The following is a 21,447-nucleotide window of genomic DNA, read 5'->3' as shown; positions in this document are numbered from 1 at the left end:
CCCCCCCTCCATACCAACCCCACGCAGAGAATATCGAGCCGACTGATGGTGATGACGACCCTCGAGCGACCCTGCTGCCTCCGGAGGAGGCTCCTCGCCGCGCCGGTGGCGGCGCTCGTGCTCGCCGCGGCGGCCCCGCCGGCCGCAGCGCAGCCCGCGAATCGCAGCACCCCCGTGCTGCGGACCCCTGGCCAGGGCACGCCGGCGCCCGGCCGCCCCGGGGCCCCCTCGACAGCGCCGGGCGCTCCCGCTGCAGGCGCGCCGGGCGCCGCGGGCGAACCGGGGGACGACCCGCTCGCCGGGGTCAAGCAAGGGGTCCAGGAGATCGAGTTCAAGCCGAAGCCCGGCGGCTACAAGGTCAGCTTCAACCTCGACGAGGCCGACCTGCCCGAGCTGGTGAAGGCGATCAGCAACATCACAGGGCGCAGGTTCATCTACGGCGGCAAGCTCCGGCAGATCAAGGCCACGGTGTACGCGCCGGAGAAGGTGACCGTCGCCGAGGCGTACAGCGCGTTCCTGTCGATCCTCGCCTCGAACGACCTCACCGTCATCCCCCACGGCCGCTTCCTCAAGATCGTGGAGACGCCCGGCGCGGTCTCGGAGACGACCCCCATATTCGGCACCGCCGCGCCCGTGCCCGCGGAGGACCGGTTCGTCACCCGCCTGTACCGGCTGTCCCATATCGACGCCAACGACGCGGGCGGCGTCCTGACCAAGTTCAAATCGAAGGACGGCGACGTCACCGTCTACCCGCCCGGCAACCTGCTCATCATCACGGACACCGGGTCGAACATCCAGCGCATGCTCCGGATCGTCGAGGAGATCGACGTCGGCGGCGCCGGCGACCAGCTGTGGGTGCAGCCGGTCCACTATGGCTCCGCCGCGGAGGTCGCGACGAAGCTGAACGAGATCGTGGACCCGAGGGCCGGCGGCGGCGGCGGCGGCAGGGCCGGCAGGGGCGCTCCGGGCGCGGGCGGCACCGGCGCGCGCATCATCGCCGACGACAGGACCAACTCGCTCATCATCACCGCCTCCGAGCCGGACTACCTGCGCGTCCTCGGCATCCTGAAGCGCCTCGACGTGCCGCAGTCGGGGGAGGGGCAGGTCCACGTGCTCTCGCTCCAGCACGCCGGCTGCAAGGAGCTGTCGGCGACGCTGAACCAGGTCCTCGGCGGCAGCGGGGGCGGCGGCGGCGGCGCCGCCGTGGGCGGCAGGGCGGCCGCGCGCAACGCGCCTGCGGTGCCCGGCTCGACCGACGACATCTTCGAGGGCCAGGTCAAGGTCACCTGCGACGAGGCGAGCAACAAGCTCCTCATCACCTCGTCGCCCCACGATTACGCCCAGCTGCGCACCGTGATCGACCAGCTCGACGAGCCGCGGCGGCAGGTGTTCATCGAGGCCGTGATCATGGACGTCGACGTCAAGCGCTCGCTCGACTTCGGCATCGGCTACCACGCCGGCGCGCCGTTCACCGGCCAGGCGGCGGACGACAGCGTGATCTACGGCGGCAACAACATCGTCCCCTCGGTCGGCGGCCTGCCGACGCAGCTCGGCGCGCTCGCGCTGGGCGTCCGGGGCCCCGAGATCCAGGGCACGAGCAACATCCTCGGGACGGGCATCTCGATCCCGGCGTTCGGCGTCGTCCTCCACGCGCTGGCCCAGGACGGCGACTCCAACATCCTCGCGACGCCGCACATCCTCGCGACCGACAACGTGCCGGCCGAGATCTCGATCGGCCAGAACATCCCGCTCCAGACCAACGTGGGCGGCGGCGGGCTCGGCCAGCTCGCGAGCCTCGCGGGCGGCGCGGGCGGCGCGGCGGGGGCGCTCGGCGGCCTCGGCGGCCTGCTCGGCGGGCTCGGCGGGCTCGGCGGCACGGCCGCGCGCCAGGACGTCGGCACGAAGATCAAGGTCATCCCCCACGTCAACGACTCGGACCAGGTGCGGCTGGAGCTCACCGAGGAGATCTCGGACGCCGGCGCCCCCCTGGGCGCGCTCGGCGCGATCCCCATCAACAAGCGCACCGCGAGCACGACCCTCGTCGTCAGGGATCAGCAGACCGTGGTGATCGGCGGCCTGGTGCGCGACGCCCAGACCAGCCAGGAGACCAAGATCCCGGTGCTGGGGGACATCCCGGTGCTCGGATTCCTGTTCCGGCAGCGGGTCAAGACCATGACCAAGGCGAACCTGCTCCTCGTGCTGACGCCCTACGTCATCCGCGACCAGGAGGACCTCCGGGCCATCTTCGAGCGCAAGATGCAGGAGCGACAGGAGTTCATCGATCGCTACTTCGTCTTCAGCGACAGCGCCGCCTGGGAGCCGCCGCGCGACTTCAGCCGGGCGAACGGGCTCGTCGAGGATATCCGTCAGTCGATCCTGACCGAGGAGGAGCGGGCGCGCCTCGAGGAGGAGGCGCGGCCGAGGGTGCCGCAGGAGCACGCGCCGGTGGAGCCGGTCGGGCTGCCGACGTTCGGCGGCAAGGCCGGCGGGCCGATGGCTCCTGGTATGGTCGACATGGAGGGCGACGCGCCCCCGCCCCCGAACGTTGCGCCGCCGGCGCGCCCGCGGCGACCGGTCGGCGGACGGCAGATGGAGCGCGTCGAATGAGCATGCAGCAGCAGTACCTCGGCGAGATCCTGGTCCGGCGGGGCGTCGTCCCCGCGGAGCGGCTCGCGCCGCTCTACGACACCGTCCGCGAGCGCGGGCAGCTGCTCGCGGACCTCATCGTCTCCTCCAACATCGCCGACGAGGCGAGCATCGCGAAGGCGCTCGCCGAGGAGTGCGAGGTCGGCCTCCTCCCGCGCATCGACATCGACGCGGTGCCGCTCGAGCTCGCGAGCCGGGTGCCGATCACCTACGCCAAGCAGCACAAGATCCTGCCGCTCGCCGAGCAGGACGGGGTCGTCTACTGCGCGGTCGCCGACCCCCTCGACACGACCGCGATCGACGACGTGCGGGCGCTGTTCGGCAAGCCGGTCGAGATCGCGGTCGCCACGAGCGACGCGGTGCTGAACGCGATCAACCGCATCTGGGAGCGCAAGGAGGACGGCGGCGCGAAGCTCGAGGGCGACACGGCGCTCGAGGAGGACAACCTCGTCGACATCATCGACTCGGACGACGACGCCCCGATCATCGCCTGGGTCAACGGCCTCTTCGCGCAGGCGGTCCGCGAGCGGGCGAGCGACATCCACATCGAGCCCGAGGAGCGCGACGTCGTCGTCCGCTACCGGATCGACGGCGAGCTCTACATCGCGAAGCGCGCCTCGAAGCAGTTCATGGCGCCGATCATCGCCCGCGTGAAGATCATGGCGTCGCTCAACATCGCCGAGAAGCGGCTGCCCCAGGACGGCCGCATCACCCTGAAGATCGCGGGCAACAGCGTCGACATCCGCGTCTCGACGGTGCCGACGAGCCGCGGCTTCGAGCGGATCGTGATGCGCATCCTGCACAAGGCGTCGGTCCTGCTCGGGCTCGACGACCTCGGCTTCGCGCCGCGCGAGTACGCCATCATGGACGCGCTCATCCAGCGGCCGGACGGCATCATCCTCGTCACCGGCCCGACCGGCAGCGGCAAGACGACGACGCTCTACGCCTGCCTCAACCGGATCAACGAGCCGAGCCGGAACATCCTCACCGCCGAGGACCCGGTCGAGTACGAGATCGGCGGCATCCACCAGATCCACGTCCACCCCGGCATCGGGCTCACCTTCGCCTCGGCGCTCCGCGCGTTCCTCCGCCAGGATCCGGACGTGATCATGGTCGGCGAGATCCGCGACAAGGAGACCGCCGAGATCGCCATCCACGCGTCGCTGACCGGCCACCTCGTGCTCTCGACCATCCACACGAACGACGCGGCCGGCGCCGTGACGCGCCTCGTCGAGATGGAGATCGAGCCGTTCCTCGTGCGGAGCAGCGTGATCGGCATCCTCGCCCAGCGCCTCGTGCGCCTGCTCTGCCCGGCGTGCAAGGTCGCCTACCGCCCCTCGGACTACGAGCTCCAGCAGCTCGGCCTCGACCAGGACCGGATCGCCTGGAAGGTGCGGCGCAAGGTCTCGAACCGCTACAGCGTGCACGGGCAGAAATATGACTACATCGGGCAGGACCTCGACCGGGCGGTGTTCTACAAACCCGGGGGCTGCGACGCCTGCAACCAGAAGGGCTTCGTCGGCCGGCGGGGCATCTACGAGCTGATGGTCATCGACGACGCCGTGGGTCCGCTCATCCTGAAGAGCGCAGACGCGCAGACCATCAAGCGGGTCGCCATCTCCCAGGGGATGGATACGCTCCGCGACGACGGGGCGCGCAAGGTGCTCAAGGGCATCACCACCGTCGAGGAGGTCCTCGCGGCGACGCAGGAAGACGTCATCGTCGACGAGTAGGGAAGGCCGTGGCGGTATTCGAATACAAAGGCATCCTCGTCGGCACCGGCAAACCGGTCAAAGGGGTCCGCGACGCGGAGAACGCGAAGTCCCTCCGGGTCGCCCTGCGCAAGGACGGCATCATGCTCACCGGCGCGACCGAGGAGCAGGCCGCGAAGGCGAAGGCGAAGCGCGATCTCAAGCTCTTCGCCTTCGCGGGCCGCCCCTCGACGTCCGAGGTCGCCATGATGACCCGCCAGCTCGCGACGCTCATCGGCGCCGGCATCCCCCTCTTCGAGTCGCTCAACGCGCTCATCGAGCAGGTCGAGAAGGAGTCCCTGAAGCGGGCCCTCACGCAGGTGCGCGAGCAGGTGCGCGAGGGCACGAGCTTCGCGAAGGCGCTGGAGGGGCACCCCACGGTCTTCCCGCCGCTCTACGTCAGCATGGTGCGCGCCGGCGAGGCGTCCGGCACGCTCGAGGGCGTGCTGCTCCGCCTCACGGTCTTCATGGAGAACCAGGCGAAGCTCGTCGGCAAGGTGACCGCGGCCCTCGCCTACCCGGCGCTCATGGCGATCATCGGCATGGGGCTCATCTCGGTCCTCATGATCGCGGTCGTGCCGAACGTGAAGGACATCTTCGCGTCGATGGACCAGACGCTGCCCTGGTACACCTCGGCGCTCATCGGCACGTCGGCGTTCGCCTCGAGCTACTGGTGGCTCGTGCTGATCGTGATGGTCTCCGCGGTGTACGGGTTCCGCCGCTGGCTGCGCACGCCGAAGGGGCGCCTCAAGTGGGACACGTTCGTGCTCGGCGCGCCCATCTTCGGCAAGCTCATCCAGATGCTGTCCATCGCGCGCTTCGCGCGGACCCTCGCGACCCTGCTCTCGTCGGGCGTCGCGCTCCTCAGCGCGATGGACATCGTGCGGAGCGTGCTCGGCAACGCCGCCCTGGAGAAGGTCATCGCCGACGCGATCGGCTCGATCCGCGAGGGCCAGAGCATCGCCGATCCGCTGAAGCGCAGCGGCCGCTTCCCGCCGATCGTCATCCACATGATCGCCATCGGCGAGAGGAGCGGGCAGCTCGAGGCGATGCTGGAGAACGTCGCCAACGCCTACGACTCCGAGGTCGAGACCCGCGTCCAGGTGCTCACGAGCCTGCTCGAGCCGCTCATGATCGTCATCATGGGCGGCACGGTCGCGTTCATCGCGATATCCATCCTCATGCCGCTCATGCAGATGTCGAACTTCGTCGGGTAGAGGGCTTCATGGGGCGCCGGAGACACCGAGAGAGCACGATTTTCTTCCCGTGGGAGCGCGGCGGCGGGCTCTTCCGGCGGAGCGGCATGGCGCGCGCGCGGCCGTTCGCCGCTGGCCTGGGGATGGTGCTCCTGCTCCTGCTCCTCGGCGCGCGCGAGCGGCGGCTCGTGGGAATTCGCTCGACGCGCGCCACGTTGTCTGTCGTCCACGGGGCCGTCACGCTGTACCGCGCCGACCACGAGCGGCGGTGCCCGGCTTCGCTGGAAGAGCTGAAGCGCGAGGGATACCTCGCGATCGATGCGGTCGACGCCTGGGGGAGGCCGCTCCGGCTCACCTGCCCTGGCAGGACGGACGCGGAGGGATACGATCTGATGAGCGACGGTCCGGACGGCGAAATCGGCGGCCTTGACAGGGTGGAGTGAGGGACATGGAGACGAACAGGGCAAAGAGGATTCGAAGGTTGGGCCGGAGGCTCTCGCGGGGCGTGACCCTGGTCGAGGTGCTGATCGTGGTGACGATCATGGCGATCATCGCCGGCGGCGCCACGCTCGTGCTGTGGCCGAAGCTCGAGGCCGCGAAGGTCAGGAGCGCGTACACCGGCACGTCGGTCATCAAGACGGCGGCGGATCAGTACCAGAACCTCGGCGCGGGCGGCGAGGGCTGCCCGACCATGCAAGCGCTCGTGAGCGCGAAGCAGATCGACGCCAACAAGACGGACGACCCCTGGGGGCAGCCGTACCGGATCAAGTGCGAAGAGGGCGATATCCGCGTCTACTCGATCGGCAAGGACAAGAAGGAGAACACCCCGGACGACATCCGGGACAACATGAGGCAATCCGAGATCAGCAAGATCGCGGAGATGTGACGCCGACGCGGAGGGAGCGCTCATGACACGCCGCCTGCGCACGAGGGGAGTCACGCTGGTCGAGGTGCTGATCACCGTCACGGTGATCGCGCTCATCAGCGGCTCGGTGATCCTCGGCATGGGCGCGGTCACGAGCGCCCGGCTGAAGCGGAGCGCGGCGCTGGCCGCGGGCGCCGTCCGGGTCGCCTACGCCCACGCGAACGCGAAGTCGAAGCCGATGCGCCTGGTCTTCGATTTCGAGGAGCGGATGATCGTGCTCGAGGAGTCCACGGGCGAGCTCCTCGTCGAGAGGAACGACCGGACCGGCGGCGCCGCCGCGGCCACGGAGGCCGAGCGGGCGGCGGTGGCCGAGGCCGAGGCGATCCTGAAGGGGCCGCGCGCGCCGCGGCCGTCGTTCCAGCCGACGAAGGCGTTCGGCTTCGACCCCACGAGCGACAAGCCCGGCAAGGAGCTGTCGAGCGGCGTCCGCTTCCTCCAGGTGGAGACAGGGCACCAGGACGAGCCCGTGACGGAGGGGCGCGCCTACCTGTACTTCTGGCCGGGCGGCCAGACCGAGCGCGCGGCCGTCCAGCTCTCGCTCGGCGGCCAGGAGACCGAGGACGCCGTGATGACGCTGCTCGTCTCGCCCCTGACCGGCAAGACCGAGATCAGGCGAGGCAAGGTGAGCATGCCGAGGCCGCGCGACGACGCCGACGAGTCGGAGCGCGAGGACACGGGGTTCTGATGCGCGCCCGCGGCTTCACCCTGCTCGAGATCATGGTGGCGGTGGCCATCCTCGGCCTCGGGCTCACCGCGATCCTCTCCGCCCAGGCCGGCGCCTTCTCGGCGGCGGCGCACGCGCGGAACATCAGCCTCGCGAACGGGCTCGCGCGCTGCAAGATGACCGAGATCGAGGAGCGGCTCGCCAGGGACGGCCTGCCGGCGCTCGACGAGGCCGACAACGGGCCGTGCTGCGAGGGCGACGAGTCGACCTTCATCAAGTGCTCCTGGCGCATCGAGAAGCCGGAGATGCCCGAGCCCAACTACGGCGAGCTGGATCTCGATACGAACCTCGAGGGGCTCGGCGAGCTCACCAAGCCGCCCGAGTCGAGCGGCTCCGCCGCCCCGAGCGGCAGCCTCGACGATCTCGCGCAGTCGCTCGTCGGCGCGCCGGGCGGCGAAGGGAGCGGCGAGTCCGCCGGCGGGATCGCGGGGCTCCTGCAGCCGTTCGTGGACATGCTCGCGCCGACGCTCCAGCCGATCTTCGAGGCGAGCGCGCGGCGGGTGACGGTCAGGCTGACCTGGCAGCAAGGGTCGCAGGAGCACGCGCTCGAGCTCGTGCAGTGGGTCACGGTGCCCCAGATGGGCCAGCCCGACGAGACCGGCGCGGGCGGCGCGGGCCAGGGAGGAGGGAGCTGACCATGACGGCGCGAAGGGCGAGCTCTCTCCGCAGGCGCCGCGGCCGCTCGGGCGGGGTGACCCTCCTCGAGATCCTCGTCTCGATCGCCATCCTGGCGCTCATCGGGACGCTCATCTACGGCGCGTTCGACGGCATGAGCCGGTCGCGCGCGGGCATCTCGCGCATCAGCGACCGCTACCACCAGGGCCGCGGCGCGATCGCCCGCATCTCGCGCGAGCTCCAGGCGGCCTTCCTGTCCCGGCACCAGCCGGCCGACAAGAACGCCGCGGTGCGGCTCACGGCCTTCGCCGGGCAGGACTCGTCGCCCGCCGACCGCGTCGATTTCACCGCGTTCGCGCACCGGAGGCTCCTCAGGAACACGCACGAGTCGGACCAGTGCGAGATCGGCTATTTCGGCTCGCGCGACCCCGATCGCGACAAGCTCGATCTCGTGCGGAGGGAGGCGAAGGTCATCGACCTCGAGCCGACGAGGGGAGGCGTCGTCAACGTGCTCGCCGAGGACATCGAGAGCTTCAATGTCCAGTACCTCGATCCCGTCACCGGCGAGTGGGTCGACTCGTGGGACTCGACCCAGCCGGCGGCGCAGTTCGAGCGGCTCCCGTCGCAGGTGTGGGTGACGCTGGTCCTGAACGGCGGGCCGGGCGGCAAGCCCATCCAGTTCGAGACGAAGGTGCCCATCGCGATGCAGGTCCCCATCGCCTTCGGGGCCAACTGAGCCATGAGCCACCCGAGGAGCCCCCACGCCGAGGAGCGCGCCGCCCCCACCCCGCCGGGTGGACGCGGCCGCCGCCGCCTCCGGAGGCGGCGCGACCGGCGGGGCGTGGCGCTCGTCATGGTGCTCGGCGCGATCACGGTGCTCACCGTGTTCCTGACCGAGCTCCAGGAAGAGACCTCCACCGAGCTCTCCGCGGCGCTCGCCGATCGCGACGCGCTCCGGGCCGAGTACTACGCGCGGAGCGCCGTGAACCTGTCGCGGATGCTCATCGCCGCCGAGCCGAGCGTCAGCTCGACGCTCGGGCCGATGCTCGCGATCATCGGGCTCAAGGGCAATTTCCAGGTGCCGGTCTGGAAGTTCACCGACATGTTCCTCGGCCCGTTCAACGCGCAGCTCGTCGAGCCGGGCGCGGCGCCGCCCGCCGAGGCCGGCGCCGCGGCGGGCAAGAACCTCGGGCTCACCGGCGGCGGCCGCTTCGAGCTCAAGATCGTCGACGAGGACTCGAAGATCAACATCAACCGCGCCGCCGACGACGTGGGCGGCATCGCGGATCAGATCGCCGTCGGGGCACAGCTGGTCAGCCTGATGAGCCCCGCCCAGTACAATGCGCTCTTCGAGGAGCGCGACGGCGACGGCCAGTTCTCGGATCGCGCGACCATCTGCAGCGCGCTCATCGACTGGGCCGACCCCGGCGACCAGACGTTCTCCTGCGACACGTCGACGAACGCCCCGAGCTCCACCGGCGCGGAGGACAGCTTCTACCAGACGGTCGGCCTCCCCTATCAGCGCAAGAACGCCCCCTTCGACTCGTTCGAGGAGCTCCGGCTGATCCGGGGCATGAGCGACGACTTCTGGGCGACGTTCGTCGACCCGGACCCGAACAACCCGGACAAGCGGGTCCTGACCGTCTGGGGCAGCCGGAAGCAGAAGGTGAACGTGACGTCGGCGAACGCGCAGATGCTCCTCACGCTCACCTGCAGCGACCAGTTCGTGGACATCGCGACGACGCCGCTCTGCACCGACGTGAACCAGCAGACGGCGTTCCTGACCGTGGCGTCGCTCGTGCAGAGCATGACGGGCGGGATCCTCTTCCCCACCCCGAAAGATTTCGTCGACGCCATGACCCAGAAGACCGGCAATACGCTCGGGGCGATGCTCGGGCAGCAGCTCAAGGCGATGGGCGTCGAAGCGGTCAAGTTCAAGGCGAACGCCACGAAGTCCCTCGGCAACAGGACCAGCTTCCTGAGCATCTATGCCGATGGCATCGTCCCGGGGAACAAGCGTGAGACGCGCGTGCGCGTACATGCTGTGCTCGATCTCACGGGGGCAACGAAGATCACCGATAACAAGCCGGGCGGGCCGGGCTCCCCAGGGTTCGACCCCAATCAGCTCAACGCGAATCAGACCGGCGCCCCCGCGACGCCGGAGACGTACGAAAAGCAGGTACGATCGAACCCCGCCGGGACGATCATCTACTATCGCATCGAATAGGACACCCCTCCGGGAAGAAGCGCGGAAATGCACAGGCTGCTCGGGATAGATGCTGGAAAATCCGTGGTGCGGGCGGCGCTCATCCGCACCTCGTACAGGAGGGTCTTCGTCGAGGCCCTCGGCGAGGCGGCCGTCACGGACGCGGTCTCCGAGGCCGAGGCGATCCGCGCCGCCGTCGGGCTCCACCGCCCCGACGGCGCGGCGATCGCGCTCTCCGGGGAGCGGTCGTTCTACCGCCGCCTCGATCTGCCCGCGGCCGCGCACAAGGAGGTCGAGAACGTCCTCGGCTTCGAGCTCGAGGCCACGGTGCCGTTCGAGATGGAGGACGCGGTCTTCGACTACCGCGTGCTCAAGCGGCCGCTCAACGCCGAGACGCTGCCGATCTTCGCCGCGGTCGCGCGCACGGACGACGTGCGCGAGCGCATCGCCGTCGTGAAGGAGGCGCTCGGCTTCGAGCCGGAGCGCGTCGCGCTCGGCGCGGTGGCGCTCGCCAACCTCGAGGCCGTGATGCCGGAGCTCGCCTCGCCGTCGCCCGCCGGCGCGAGCGTGCCGATCGCGCTGCTCGATCTCGACCACCTCACCTCCGAGATCGTGATCCTCTCCGGCGGCGAGCCGGTCTTCGCCCGCACGCTGTCGCGGGGGACGGCCGGGCTCCCCGGCTCGGCGCCGGCGCTCGCGCGCGAGCTCCGCCAGACGCTCGCGGCGTGGCGCAACCTCGGCGGCGAGCCGCTCGCTGGGCTGTACCTCGTCGGCGGCGGCGCGACCGCCCAGGGCGCGGAGATGTTCCTGTCGACCCAGCTCGGCCTCACCATCCTGCCGCTGCCGACCCCGCGGCTCGAAGGGCTCACGCCCGAGCAGGCCACGGCGCTGCCCCGCTTCGCCAAGGCGCTCGGGCTGGCGCTCGGGCTGACGCCGAAGACCAAGGGGTTCAACCTGAGGCGGGGCGCGCTCGAGGCCGAGCGCAGCTACCCCTTCCTGCGCGAGAAGATCCCGATCCTCGCCGGCCTCGGCACCGTCATCGCGCTGAGCTTCGGGTTCTCCATCGTCGCGGAGCTGCGCACCCTCGACGCGGAGCGCGAGCTCCTGCTCGCGTCGCTCGCGACCGCCTCGCGCGACGTGCTCGGCGAGGAGACGAGCGACCCGCAGAAGGCCCGCGAGCTGCTCGACCAGGGCCCCGCCGCGGCCGACGAGGACCCGATGCCCCGCGTCGACGCCTTCGACGTCATGGTGCAGCTCTCGAAGGCCGTGCCGAAGGAGATCACGCACGACGTGCTCGAGCTCGACGTGAACCGCGGCCACGTGACCCTCCAGGGCGTCGTCCCGTCGGTGTCGGACGCGCAGATCATCGCGGATCACCTGAAGGAACACCGCTGCTTCCGCGACGTGAAGATCGGGCGGACGAGCCAGTTCACGGAGGGCAAGCACAAGTACGTCCTCGAGCTGGATCTCAAGTGCGAGGACAAGAAGAAGAAGAAGACCGGCGCCGCGGATGGAGCGGACAGCGCCTCGGCGGGCGCGCCGGATAAACCCGAGGGATCGCGATGACGCTCCGCGAGCGACTCGACAAGCTGGAGCCGCGCGAGCGCCGGCTCCTCACCATCCTCCTCGGATTCCTCGGGGTGATCGTGCTCCTGCTCGTGCCGATCGGGCTGGCGAGCATCGCCTCCGGCAAGCGCGCCGAGAACCACGAGGTGCGCGATCTGCTCCAGTCGATCTACGAGGCCTCGGGGAAGGTCAGCGAGCGAAAGGCGCAAAAGGACGCGCTGCTCGCGCGCTACGCGCGGCCTGCGCCGCCCCTCGCCGGCTTCATCGAGGACGCGGCGAAGCAGCAGGGGCTCGCCGCGGCCGAGTCGCAGGATCGCCCCGACGTCCCGCACGGCAAGAAGTACACCGAGCGGGTCACGGTGGTGAAGATGCACCGGATCGGGATGCTCGGGCTCGCCAAGATGCTCGAGCGCATCGAGAGCTCGGGCCACCCGGTCGCCGTGACGAAGCTCAACATCAAGCCGCGCGCCGGCGAGCCGGACTCGTACGAGGTGGAGCTCGGCGTCTCCGCGTTCGACCGGAAGGGCGACCCCCAGCCGGCGAGCCCTGCGCCGGCCGCGCCCGCGGCCGACGACGAGGAGCAAGAGCCATGAAGGAGCGCCTCGTCAAGATCGCGAAGTGGGCGGCCTACCCGCTCTTTTACCTCTTCTGTCTGGGCCTCTTCGGCTACCTCACGTTCCCCTACGACCGGCTCAAGGATCGGCTGATCGCCGAGTTCGATCGCACGCAGCAGAAGCGGGGCTCCGGCCCGGCGCAGCGCCTCGAGATCGACGAGCTCGACTCGTACTGGTTCACGGGCGTGGAGATGAAGGGCGTGCGGCTCATCCTGCCGCCGAACGAGCTCGGATCGAGCAGCAGGTCGAGCAGCGCCGCCGCCTTCACCTCGGGCGACGCCGCCAAGGACAGCGCGCCGAAGCCGAGCGTCATCGAGATCGAGGAGGCGCACGCCCGGGTGAAGATCCTGCCCTTCCTGATCGGGCGGACGCGGATCTCGTTCTGGGCGAGCGTGTTCGGCGGGGAGGTCGAGGGCGTGGTCCCGATGGGCAAGTCGGACGGCGACGTGCACGTCGAGGTCTCGGACGTGGAGCTCGCCCAGGTGGAGCCGCTCGGGGACATCCTCGGCCTGCCGATCGCCGGCACGCTGAGCGCGAACCTCGATCTCAGCGCGCCCGAAGGCAAGTTCAACAAGGCGAACGGCGCGCTCGAGGTCTCGGCCAAGGAGGTCTCGGTCGGCGACGGCAAGACGAAGATCCAGGGGCTCATCGCGCTCCCGGAGGCGAAGCTCGGCGAGCTCCTCCTGTCGGCGGAGGCGAAGGACGGCGTCCTCAAGATCACAAAGATGACCGCGAACGGCCGGGACCTGGAGCTCGACGGCGACGGCAAGGTCAACATGCGCGAGCCGTGGAACAACTCCACGGCGGACCTCTACGTCCGCTTCAAGTTCGCCGACGCCTACCGGTCGAAGAACGACGTCACAAAGTCGCTGCTCGGCGCGCCGGGGTCGAGCGTGCCCGGGCTGATCGAGATGCAGCAGCCCAAGATGAAGCGGTCGAAGCGCGCCGACGGCTTCTACGGCTGGCACGTCCACGGCGCGCTGAAGCGGCCGCGGTTCGATCCGCACGCGGCGGACTCGCCCGCCGCGCGGGGCCGCGGCAAGGCCGGCGACGCTGCGGGCTCGGGCGCGGCCGCGACCGCCAGGAAGCCCGGCGGCGTGAACCTCCCCCTCGGCGCCTCGGAGGCCCCCGCGCGGGACAGCGAGGAGGAGGCGAGCCCTCCTCCGCTGATGCAGCCTCCGCCGCCGCCGCCGCCGCCGCCGTCCACCGAGGATGAATCCCCCACGGGCGAGGCGCGGTCACGGCCGACGCCTCCTCCGCCCGCGGGGGGCGAGGGCGCGCCTCCGGTCGAATAGGATCTCGACCTCACGCTCCAAGGACAAGGCCATGCGGGACCCCAGCTGGCAGCAGAACCGGCGCATTCTGCTGATCGACGACAACGAGGCCATCCACGGGGATTTCCGCAGGATCCTCCGGTCCGACGCGGAGCGGTCGACCTTCGATGGCCTCGAGTCGGCGCTCTTCCGCGAAGCGCCCGGCCGGAGGCCGGTGAGGTTCGAGCTCACGACCGCGACCCAGGGCGCGGAGGGGCTGGAGAAGGTCCGTGAGGCGCAGCAGCGCGGCGCGCCGTACGCCCTCGCCTTCGTCGACGTGCGCATGCCGCCGGGGTGGGACGGCATCGAGACACTCTCGCGCATCTGGCAGGAAGACGGCGCGATCCAGGCGGTCCTCTGCTCGGCGTACTCGGATTACGCCTGGGAGGAGATCTCCACCCGGTTCGGGAACACCGACAACCTCCTCATCCTCGCAAAGCCGTTCGACCCGAACGAGGTCCGCCAGATGGCCTTTGCGCTCACCGAGAAGTGGAACCAGCGCCGCGCCCTGTCCGGGGCCAACCACAAGGTGTCGGCGCAGTACACGGTGACCAAGATCCTAGTCGAGTCGACGACGCTGTCTTCGGGCGTCCTCGCGCTCCTCAGCGCGCTCGGGGAGACGCTCGGCTTCCGGTTCGGCGCCCTGTGGCTCGGCGACGACGAGAGCGACGGGCTGCGCTGCGAGCACACCTGGAGCGCTGCGCCCGACGACTCGGCCGCGCTCGAGGCGGCGACCCGGGGTACCCGGTTCGCGCGCGACGCGGGGCTGCCCGGCCGCGCGCTCGCCCAGGGGGAGCCGAGCTGGTTCTGCGACCTCGACGCGGTCGAGGACGACCCGCGCGCGCGGGCGGCGCGGGGCGCCGGGCTCCGCTTCGCGGTCGAGCTCCCCATCGCGGTCCGCGCCGACGCGCGGGTCGCGGCCGTGCTGGAGCTCATGGATGCCGAGCCGCGCGAGCCCGACCCGGGGCTGCTCGACGTGCTGCTCGCCATCGCCGCCAAGGCCGGCCACTTCATCGGCAGCAAGCGCGTCGAGGCGGCCCTGCGCCGGAGCGAGGCGAACAACCGCGCGCTGCTCTACGCCATCCCCGACACGATCCTCCGGATCAGCAGCGGCGGCATCTGCCTGGACTTCAAGGCGTCGAGGGAGTCGAGGCCGTCGCTCCGCGCCGAGGATTTCCTGCACCGGCACGTCGCCGACGTGTTCCCTGCCCGCGTGGCAGAGCAGATCACCGAGCTCGTCGCGCGGGCGCTGGCCGACGACGCGACGCACGTCTTCGAGTACCAGGAGCAGCTCCGAGAGGGCACGCGCGACTACGAGGTCCGGATCGCCGGCAGCGATCGGGCCGAGGCGGTCGTGATCGTGCGGGACATCACCGAGCGCAAGCGCGCCGAGGCGGAGACCGAGGCGCGGCGCGCCCGGGAGGAGGCCCTCCGGGCGCAGAACGAGATCCTGGCGGCGCTGTCGACCCCGCTCATCCCCATCAGCGACGATATCGTCGTGATGCCGCTCGTCGGCGCCCTCGACGCGCAGCGGGCGCGCCGCGTGCAGGAGACGCTGGTCCGCGGCGTCGCGTCCCGCCGCGCGCGCGTCGCGATCCTCGACATCACCGGGGTGCCGCGGATCGACGGCCAGTGCGCCGACGAGCTCCTGCGCGCCGCCACCGCGGTGCGCCTGCTCGGCTCGGAGGTGATCATCACGGGCCTGAGCCCCGATGTGGCCAGGACCCTCGTCGCGCTCGGCGTCGACATGAGCGGGATCGTCACGCACGCCACCCTGCAGGACGGCATCGCCTCGGCGATGACCTCCGCGGGCGCGCGCCGGAGGCCCGGGCGGCGCCGCGCGAGGCGGCGCAGGTAGCGGCGGGGCGGCGCGCAACGCCGGCGCCGGCCGCTCACGGCGCCGCGGATCGCAGCGCGGCGGCGCTCCCGAGCCGCAGCGGGAGCTCGAGCGTGAAGGTGGCCCCGCGCCCCGCGCCGTCGCTCTTCACCGACAGCACGCCGCTCATCTCCTCGGCGGCGAGCGCGCAGCTGTGCAGCCCGAAGCCGTGGCCGCCCCTGCGCGTCGTGAACCCGTGGGAGAAGATCCGGGTCAGGTGATCGCTCGCGATGCCCACCCCCGTGTCCTGCACGCAGATCCGGACGACGCCCTCCCGCTCCGCCCCGCTCGCCTCGATCCGCAGCGTGAGCTCGTGCTCCCTGCCGGGCAGCTCGTCCATCGCGTACTTCGCGTTGCTGATGAGGTTCATCAGGATCTGCAAGAGCTTGTGCTTGTCGACGTAGACCGGGCGCGGGCACGCGAACGCCCGCACGATCCTGAGGTGCGGGCGCGAGAGGGCCGCGTCGTTCATCCGGACGGCGTCCTCCAGGAGCTCCGAGAGCTGCACCGGCTCGACGACCGTGGTGGTGCCGGCATAGGTCTGCTGCGTCCGGACGATGTCCTTGATGTGGTCGACGCTCTTGCCCAGCTGATCCACGTAGAGCAGGGTGCGCTGGCGATCGCTCTCCAGCGCGGCGGACAGCGCCTCCAGGTAGGAGATGAGGTGTCGCCCCCGCTCGTCCTCGGCGAGGAACCGCCCGGGGTCGTCCCGGTGGCTCGACAGCAGCTGGGTCGCCCGCTGGAGCCTCTCCAGCTTGAGCCCTCCGAGCTCCTCCGCGATGAGCTTGGCGGACACGTTGACGGTGTTCAGCACGTTGCCGATGTTGTGCACGACGTTCGTGGCGACCTCCGCCATGCCCGCGCGCCGCGCCGTGTCGAGGAGCTGGCGCTGGGCCGTCGCGAGCTCCGCCGTCCGCTCCACGACCCGCTGCTCGAGCGCCTCGTTCAGCTGCCGGAGCTGCTCCTCGCTCGCCTTCAGCGCCGCCTCCGCGCGGCCGCGCTCGGCCAGCTCGACCTGGAGCCGCTCGTTGGCGACGATGAGCTCCCCGGTCCGCTCCGCCACGCGCCGCTCCAGCTCGCCCTTGGCGCGCTCCAGATCCTCGTTGAGGGCCTGCACCGTCTCCCGGAGCTGCTGCTCGCGGGCGACCCGATCCGTGAGGTCCGCGTAGGCGTGCTGGAGCCGGCCCTGCCGCGCCAGGGTCACGCCGAGCAGGTGCTGGAAGGCGTCGCGCAAGTGCTTGATCTGCTTGATTTTACCGGCCGGGCTGAGCTCCCCGGAGACGTCGCCCGAGGCGTACCGCGCGGCGTCCGCGGCGAGGCGCTCGATGGGGCGCACGATCTCGCGGATCAGGAGCCACCCGAAGATCAGCGCCAGGAAGAGGCTGCCGCCCACGCCCATGGCGAGCCCGAACAGCGCGCGCTGCTTGAGCGTGCCGCTCCTCGCCTGGAGGTCGCTCAGCATCTCCTTGTTCCGCGACTGGCCCACCCGCGCGGTCGAGAGGAGCACGTAGGTCAGCTCCTGGGCATCGCCGTAGAACACCGACGTCGCCCGCGCCGCGTCGCCCTCCTGCATCGCGTCGAAGATCGCCGCGTGCTGCGCGTCGAGATCGGCGTACACGGCGGCGAGGTGCTGCCACAGCTGCTCTTGCGGCGAGCCCTGCTCGCCCCGCGACCCATTGAAATGAACGAGCGTATGGTCCCGGCTGCGCGCGTAATCGGTCGCGACCAGCGACACGTTGAACCCGCGCAGCGCCTGTCCGACGCCCTCGCGCTGGGTGATCACCGCGAGCTCCATGTCCTGCATGGCGACGAGGTCGCCCAGGAGATAGAGCTGCTGCGCCGAGATCCGCGATAGCGTCGAGTTGACCCGGGGGAGGAAGACAGCCAGCGCGACCGCCACCGTCAGGAGGGGGGCGAACGAGAGCAGCGTGCGATGGCGGATGTCCACGGAGGCCTCTGCCGAACGAGGATGCCGGGGGGACCGAGCGCGTCACGACGCGCCCGCGCCGCTGTCCCGCAGGCTCGACGCCCCCTCCGGCCCCGATCGGGCGCGCCGATCATCGCACGTCGCGACCGCTCAGCGCATCGGCAGGCCTGCTCCGCTCAGCGCTTGCCCGCGTGTCTGTCGAGGGCGGCGAGGACGCGGTCGTAGTCGGGCGGCACCTCGACCGGCGGGTTGGCGTGCCGGCTCGTCACGTCCGCGAGCGCGCGCTCGTGGTATTTCACCTTGAATTCCGTGAACTTGAGGCCGTTCGCGGTCGAGACCACGACGACCCGCTGGCGCTTCTCCACGAGGCCCTTCTTCACGAGCTTCTCCAGGGCGGCGAGGGCGACCGCCGTGTGCGGGCACGTGTACATCCCGGTGCGATCGGCGCGCGCCGCCGCGTCGCAGAGCTCGTCCTCGGTCACCTCCTCGGCGACCCCGTTCATCGCCTGGAGGGCCAGCATCGCCCTCGGTGCGCTCACCGGGTTGCCGATCTGGATCGCGCTCGCCAGCGTCTCGCCCGCCTTCATCGGCTCGACCTCGCTCCGCCCCTCGGCCCACGCCCGGTAGAGCGGGTTGGCCCGCGCCGACTGCGCCACGCACAGGCGGGGGAAGCGCGTCGTCAGGCCGAGATCCTTCAGCATCTTGAAGCCGGCGTAGAGGGCGTAGGCGTTGCCCAGGTTGCCGCTCGGCAGGACGACCCAGTCGGGCAGCGTCCAGTCGAACTGCTGCACGATCTCGAACGCCACGGTCTTCTGGCCCTCGAGGCGCAGGGCGTTCATCGAGTTCGCCAGGTAGACAACGCCGTCGGCCGAGAGCCGCTGCACGATGGCCATGCAGCCGTCGAAGTCGGTGTCCAGCGAGAGGACCAGCGCCCCCGACGCGATCGGCTGGACCAGCTGCGCCGTCGACACCTTGCCGCGCGGCAGGAGCACGACCACCGGCAGGCCGGCCGCCGCGCCGTACGCCGCGAGCGAGGCCGACGTGTCCCCGGTCGACGCGCACGCGATCGCGCGCACCTCGAGGCCCTCGCGGATCGCCTTGTTCACCACCGAGACGAGCACCGTCATCCCGAGGTCCTTGAACGACCCCGTATGGCTGTTGCCGCAGAGCTTCACCCAGACCTCATCGAGCCCGAGCGAGCGGCCGTAGCGATCTGCCCAGAACAGGTTGGTGCCGCCCTCGTCCATCGACACGATGGCATCGTCCGGGACCTGGGGAGAGACCCACTCCCGCTTGCCCCAGACCCCGGAGCCGTAGGGCCACACCGTGCGCTTGTAGCGCTCGTCGAAGAGCTTCATCCACGTGGCGGGGCTCCGATCGCGGAGCGCGTCGATGTCGTGGGCGACGTCGAGGAGGCCGCCGCAGGTCGGGCAGCGGTAGAGGGGCTGCGTCAGCGGGTAGCTCCCGGGGCAGCCGGTCAGACATCGGAATGCAGCAGAGTAGGCCATGGCGATACGGATCTCCTGGGTGGCGGGAAGCGCCCGCGGGAGGTGGTGTCGGGTTCAGTCGAAGCGTGGGGCTTCCATGCCGAGCCGCCTATAGAAGTAGATCGCCGCGTTCCTGGCAAACGATCCCTGCGGGACGTAGACGTCGTCCGGCTCGGGGAGCGGCTCCTCCGCCGAGAGCGGCCCGTCGCGGTCGCCGGCCAGCCGCTCGAGGTCCGCGACGAACGCCTCCATCGAGGGATAGCGGTTCTCCGGGCGCTTGCGGATCGCCTTCAGGATCACCGACTCGAGCAGCGGATCGATGCTCGGGCGCCGCTCCGAGGGGCGGGGCGGCGGCGTCACGAGCTGCCGGGCGAGGAGCTCGGACTGATCCGAGCGCGGGAACGGGAGCTCCCCGGTGAAGGTCCGGAACATGACGACGCCGAGCCCGTAGACGTCGGTGCGGGCGTCGGGCCTGTCGCTCACGACCTGCTCGGGCGCCATGTACTCGAGCGTGCCCACCGCGGTGCCGGTCGCCGTGATGTGGTCCGCGGCCTGCATCTTCGCCAGACCGAAATCGAGCACCCTGACCGCGTACGGGTCCCCCTGCGCGCCCACGAGGTAGAGGTTGTCGGGCTTCACGTCGCGGTGGATGATCCCGGCCCGGTGCGCGGCGGCGAGCCCGGACGCGGCCTGGGCGAGCACCGGGATGGCGAGGTCCGCCTCCATGCGGCGCTCGCGCCGGAGCCAGTCGCCGAGCGACTCGCCGAAGAGGTACTCCATGACGATGTACGGCGCGCCGTCGGAGGAGCGCGTGCCGGCGTCGAGCACCCTGACGATGTTCGGGTGCCCGATCATCGCGGCGCTCTGCGCCTCGCGCACGAACCGCTCGCGCGTCCGCTCCGCCCGGGCCGCGAACGACTCCAGGACCTTGATCGCGACCGGCTGCCCTGTCTCGAGCTCGATCGCGAGGTAGACGCGCGCCATCGCGCCCTTGCCGAGGTAGCCGCGCACCTCGTAGCGCTCCCCGAGGACGGTCCCCCGCAGCCGGGTCGGCTTGAACCGGAACAGGTCGACGCGCCGCGCCTCGGCGAGCTCCGCGCCGTCGTAGGGGCAGAACCGATGGCCCGCGTCGTACTCCCGGTGGCAGCGCGCGCAGAACATGGCCCCGCATCGAATAGCGCCCCGCGCTCCGGCCATGCAAGCGCTCCGCGCTCACCTCGGCGCCGCGCGCGCCTCGGCGCCGCGCTCACCTCGGCGCCGCGCTCACGCCGCCTTGCGCGGCGAGCGCCCCGTCAGCTTCGTGTACGCGTGATAGCCGAGCCAGCGGAGCGGCTCGGGCGGGACGCCCCCGAGCGGGTACATGTAGAAGGGCAAGTCCTGCCACCGCGCGTCGTCGCCCGCGTAGATGTCGCACAGCACGCGGCCCGCGAGGTTGCCGAGCGTCACGCCGTGGCCGCTGTAGCCGAGGGCGTAGTACACGTTCCGGTGCTCGCCGCGCACGCCCATGCTGCAGATCCGGCTCATCGTGATCCCGAGCGTCCCCGTCCAGCGGTGCGCGATCCGCGCCCGCTCGGCCTCGGGGAAATAGCCGACGAGCCGGCGCCGGATCGCCTCGAACGCCGGCCCCGCCGAGCCGGGGGAGCCCGGGTAGGACGTCTGGTTCCCGTAGAGATAGGCATAGGCCGCGTTGCTGCCCCCGCCGAACACGAGCTCGCCGGCGGGGGTCATGCTGGCGTACGCGATCCGGTCATGGTCGTCGCTGAAGCCGGCGACCTGCCCCCAGCCGAGCGCGGCGCGCACCCCAGGATCGAGCGGCTCGGTCGCGAGCACGTGCGAGTGCAGCGGGAAAATTCCGGTCTTGAAGTAGCCGAGCCGCGGCGTGTAGCCGTTTGTCGCGAGCACGATGGCCGAGGCCCGGACGACGCCGCCCGGCGTTGTCAGCTCGATCGTGCGTCCCTCCTGGATCCGGAGCACCGGTGTGTCCTCGTGGAGGGCGACCCCCCACGCGAGGAGGAGCGGGCGCAGACTGCGCAGCAGGTCAACCCCGTTGAGCTGCCCCTCGGTCTCGTCCAGCACGGCCCCGGCCGCCCCGCGGATGCCGAGCCGCGTCGCGAGCGCCGCGCCGTCCAGGTACTGTAGCGGAATGCCCCACCCGGCGAGCCGCTCCACCCGCGCGTGCGCCGCCTCCGCCCGCCGGGCATCCGTGAGCACCTCCAGGCAGCCGTCGCGCCGGTGACGCACCGGGAGGTCGTGCTCCTGGATCATCGCGACGATACCGTCGATCCCCGCGCGCGTCGCCTCGTAGACGCGGCGCGTGAGGAGCGGATCGCGGTAGCTCACCCCGTTAATCCAGTTCAGCATCATCCCCCCGTTGCGCCCGCTCGCGCCGTTCGCGAGGTGACGCGCCTCGAGGATCATCACGCGAAGGCTCGGAAATCGGCGGATTAGATGGTATGCCGTGGAGACGCCGGTGAACCCTCCCCCGATGATGACCACATCGGCCACCGCGTCCCCGCGCAGCGGTGGGACGGGCTCATAGACCGGCCCCGCCTCGCTCCACACCGAGCGAGCGGAATCGATGTGGGTGCGCGTGTCGACGAG

At 70.9% G+C, this 21,447-nt stretch carries 17 protein-coding genes; 13 read left to right on the top strand and 4 right to left on the bottom strand.

Features of this window, described 5'->3' with window-relative positions:
- The first annotated feature begins 45 nt into the window (after positions 1-45).
- The 13 genes from gspD to WMF28_RS44085 are packed head-to-tail and all read left to right on the top strand — an operon-like array spanning position 46 to position 15,414.
- Complete coding sequence (gspD, locus tag WMF28_RS44145; RefSeq protein WP_437599774.1) at positions 46-2,607, top strand: type II secretion system secretin GspD; 2,562 nt, start codon at positions 46-48, stop codon at positions 2,605-2,607.
- Positions 2,604-4,379 carry a type II secretion system ATPase GspE gene (gspE, locus tag WMF28_RS44140; RefSeq protein WP_437599773.1) on the top strand — a complete coding sequence of 592 codons (1,776 nt, stop codon included), beginning with the start codon at positions 2,604-2,606 and terminating at the stop codon, positions 4,377-4,379. The genes gspD and gspE overlap by 4 nt, the downstream gene beginning before the upstream one ends.
- A gap of 8 nt (positions 4,380-4,387) precedes the next feature.
- Complete coding sequence (gene gspF / locus WMF28_RS44135) at positions 4,388-5,614, top strand: type II secretion system inner membrane protein GspF (RefSeq protein ID WP_437599772.1); 1,227 nt, start codon at positions 4,388-4,390, stop codon at positions 5,612-5,614.
- A gap of 8 nt (positions 5,615-5,622) precedes the next feature.
- Entirely contained in the window at positions 5,623-6,036 is a 414-nt protein-coding gene (locus WMF28_RS44130) for a type II secretion system protein GspG (protein ID WP_437599771.1), read from the top strand.
- A gap of 38 nt (positions 6,037-6,074) precedes the next feature.
- Complete coding sequence (locus WMF28_RS44125; protein WP_437599770.1) at positions 6,075-6,479, top strand: prepilin-type N-terminal cleavage/methylation domain-containing protein; 405 nt, start codon at positions 6,075-6,077, stop codon at positions 6,477-6,479.
- A gap of 22 nt (positions 6,480-6,501) precedes the next feature.
- A complete protein-coding gene (locus WMF28_RS44120) occupies positions 6,502-7,203 on the top strand; it encodes a pilus assembly FimT family protein (RefSeq protein WP_437599769.1) in 702 nt (233 codons plus the stop codon).
- Complete coding sequence (locus WMF28_RS44115; RefSeq protein ID WP_437599768.1) at positions 7,203-7,877, top strand: type IV pilus modification PilV family protein; 675 nt, start codon at positions 7,203-7,205, stop codon at positions 7,875-7,877. The genes WMF28_RS44120 and WMF28_RS44115 overlap by 1 nt, the downstream gene beginning before the upstream one ends.
- A 2-nt stretch (positions 7,878-7,879) precedes the next feature.
- On the top strand, positions 7,880-8,593 hold the full coding sequence (locus WMF28_RS44110) for a type II secretion system protein GspJ (protein ID WP_437599767.1): 714 nt from the start codon (positions 7,880-7,882) through the stop codon (positions 8,591-8,593).
- 3 nt (positions 8,594-8,596) lie between these two features.
- Positions 8,597-10,084 carry a general secretion pathway protein GspK gene (locus WMF28_RS44105; RefSeq protein WP_437599766.1) on the top strand — a complete coding sequence of 496 codons (1,488 nt, stop codon included), beginning with the start codon at positions 8,597-8,599 and terminating at the stop codon, positions 10,082-10,084.
- 27 nt (positions 10,085-10,111) lie between these two features.
- Positions 10,112-11,629, top strand: coding sequence for a type IV pilus biogenesis protein PilM (gene pilM, locus WMF28_RS44100; protein ID WP_437599765.1), 1,518 nt, complete (start codon positions 10,112-10,114; stop codon positions 11,627-11,629).
- The gene (locus tag WMF28_RS44095; RefSeq protein WP_437599764.1) at positions 11,626-12,222 is read left to right on the top strand and encodes a hypothetical protein; all 597 of its coding nucleotides are present in this window, start codon (positions 11,626-11,628) and stop codon (positions 12,220-12,222) included. Before pilM ends, WMF28_RS44095 begins: the two co-directional genes overlap by 4 nt.
- Positions 12,219-13,538 carry a type II secretion system protein GspN gene (gene gspN, locus WMF28_RS44090; RefSeq protein ID WP_437599763.1) on the top strand — a complete coding sequence of 440 codons (1,320 nt, stop codon included), beginning with the start codon at positions 12,219-12,221 and terminating at the stop codon, positions 13,536-13,538. The genes WMF28_RS44095 and gspN overlap by 4 nt, the downstream gene beginning before the upstream one ends.
- A gap of 31 nt (positions 13,539-13,569) precedes the next feature.
- Entirely contained in the window at positions 13,570-15,414 is a 1,845-nt protein-coding gene (locus tag WMF28_RS44085; RefSeq protein ID WP_437599762.1) for an STAS domain-containing protein, read from the top strand.
- 34 nt (positions 15,415-15,448) lie between these two features.
- On the opposite strand, the gene WMF28_RS44080 is transcribed toward WMF28_RS44085, so the two are convergent.
- The 4 genes from WMF28_RS44080 to WMF28_RS44065 form a co-directional block, all read right to left on the bottom strand.
- Positions 15,449-17,380: a sensor histidine kinase gene (locus WMF28_RS44080; protein ID WP_437599761.1), complete on the bottom strand. Its 1,932-nt coding sequence runs from the start codon at positions 17,378-17,380 to the stop codon at positions 15,449-15,451.
- 155 nt (positions 17,381-17,535) lie between these two features.
- A complete protein-coding gene (gene thrC, locus WMF28_RS44075; protein ID WP_437599759.1) occupies positions 17,536-18,867 on the bottom strand; it encodes a threonine synthase in 1,332 nt (443 codons plus the stop codon).
- 54 nt (positions 18,868-18,921) lie between these two features.
- Positions 18,922-20,007, bottom strand: coding sequence for a serine/threonine-protein kinase (locus tag WMF28_RS44070; RefSeq protein ID WP_437599758.1), 1,086 nt, complete (start codon positions 20,005-20,007; stop codon positions 18,922-18,924).
- Positions 20,008-20,109: 102 nt separating this feature from the next.
- Entirely contained in the window at positions 20,110-21,408 is a 1,299-nt protein-coding gene (locus WMF28_RS44065) for an NAD(P)/FAD-dependent oxidoreductase (RefSeq protein WP_437604379.1), read from the bottom strand.
- Positions 21,409-21,447 lie beyond the last annotated feature (39 nt).

This window comes from Sorangium sp. So ce590 (assembly GCF_051521365.1).
GTDB lineage: Bacteria > Myxococcota_A > Polyangia > Polyangiales > Polyangiaceae > Sorangium.
The sequence above is the reverse complement of the archived record's forward strand: the minus strand, read 5'-3'. Positions and strand labels throughout refer to the sequence as shown.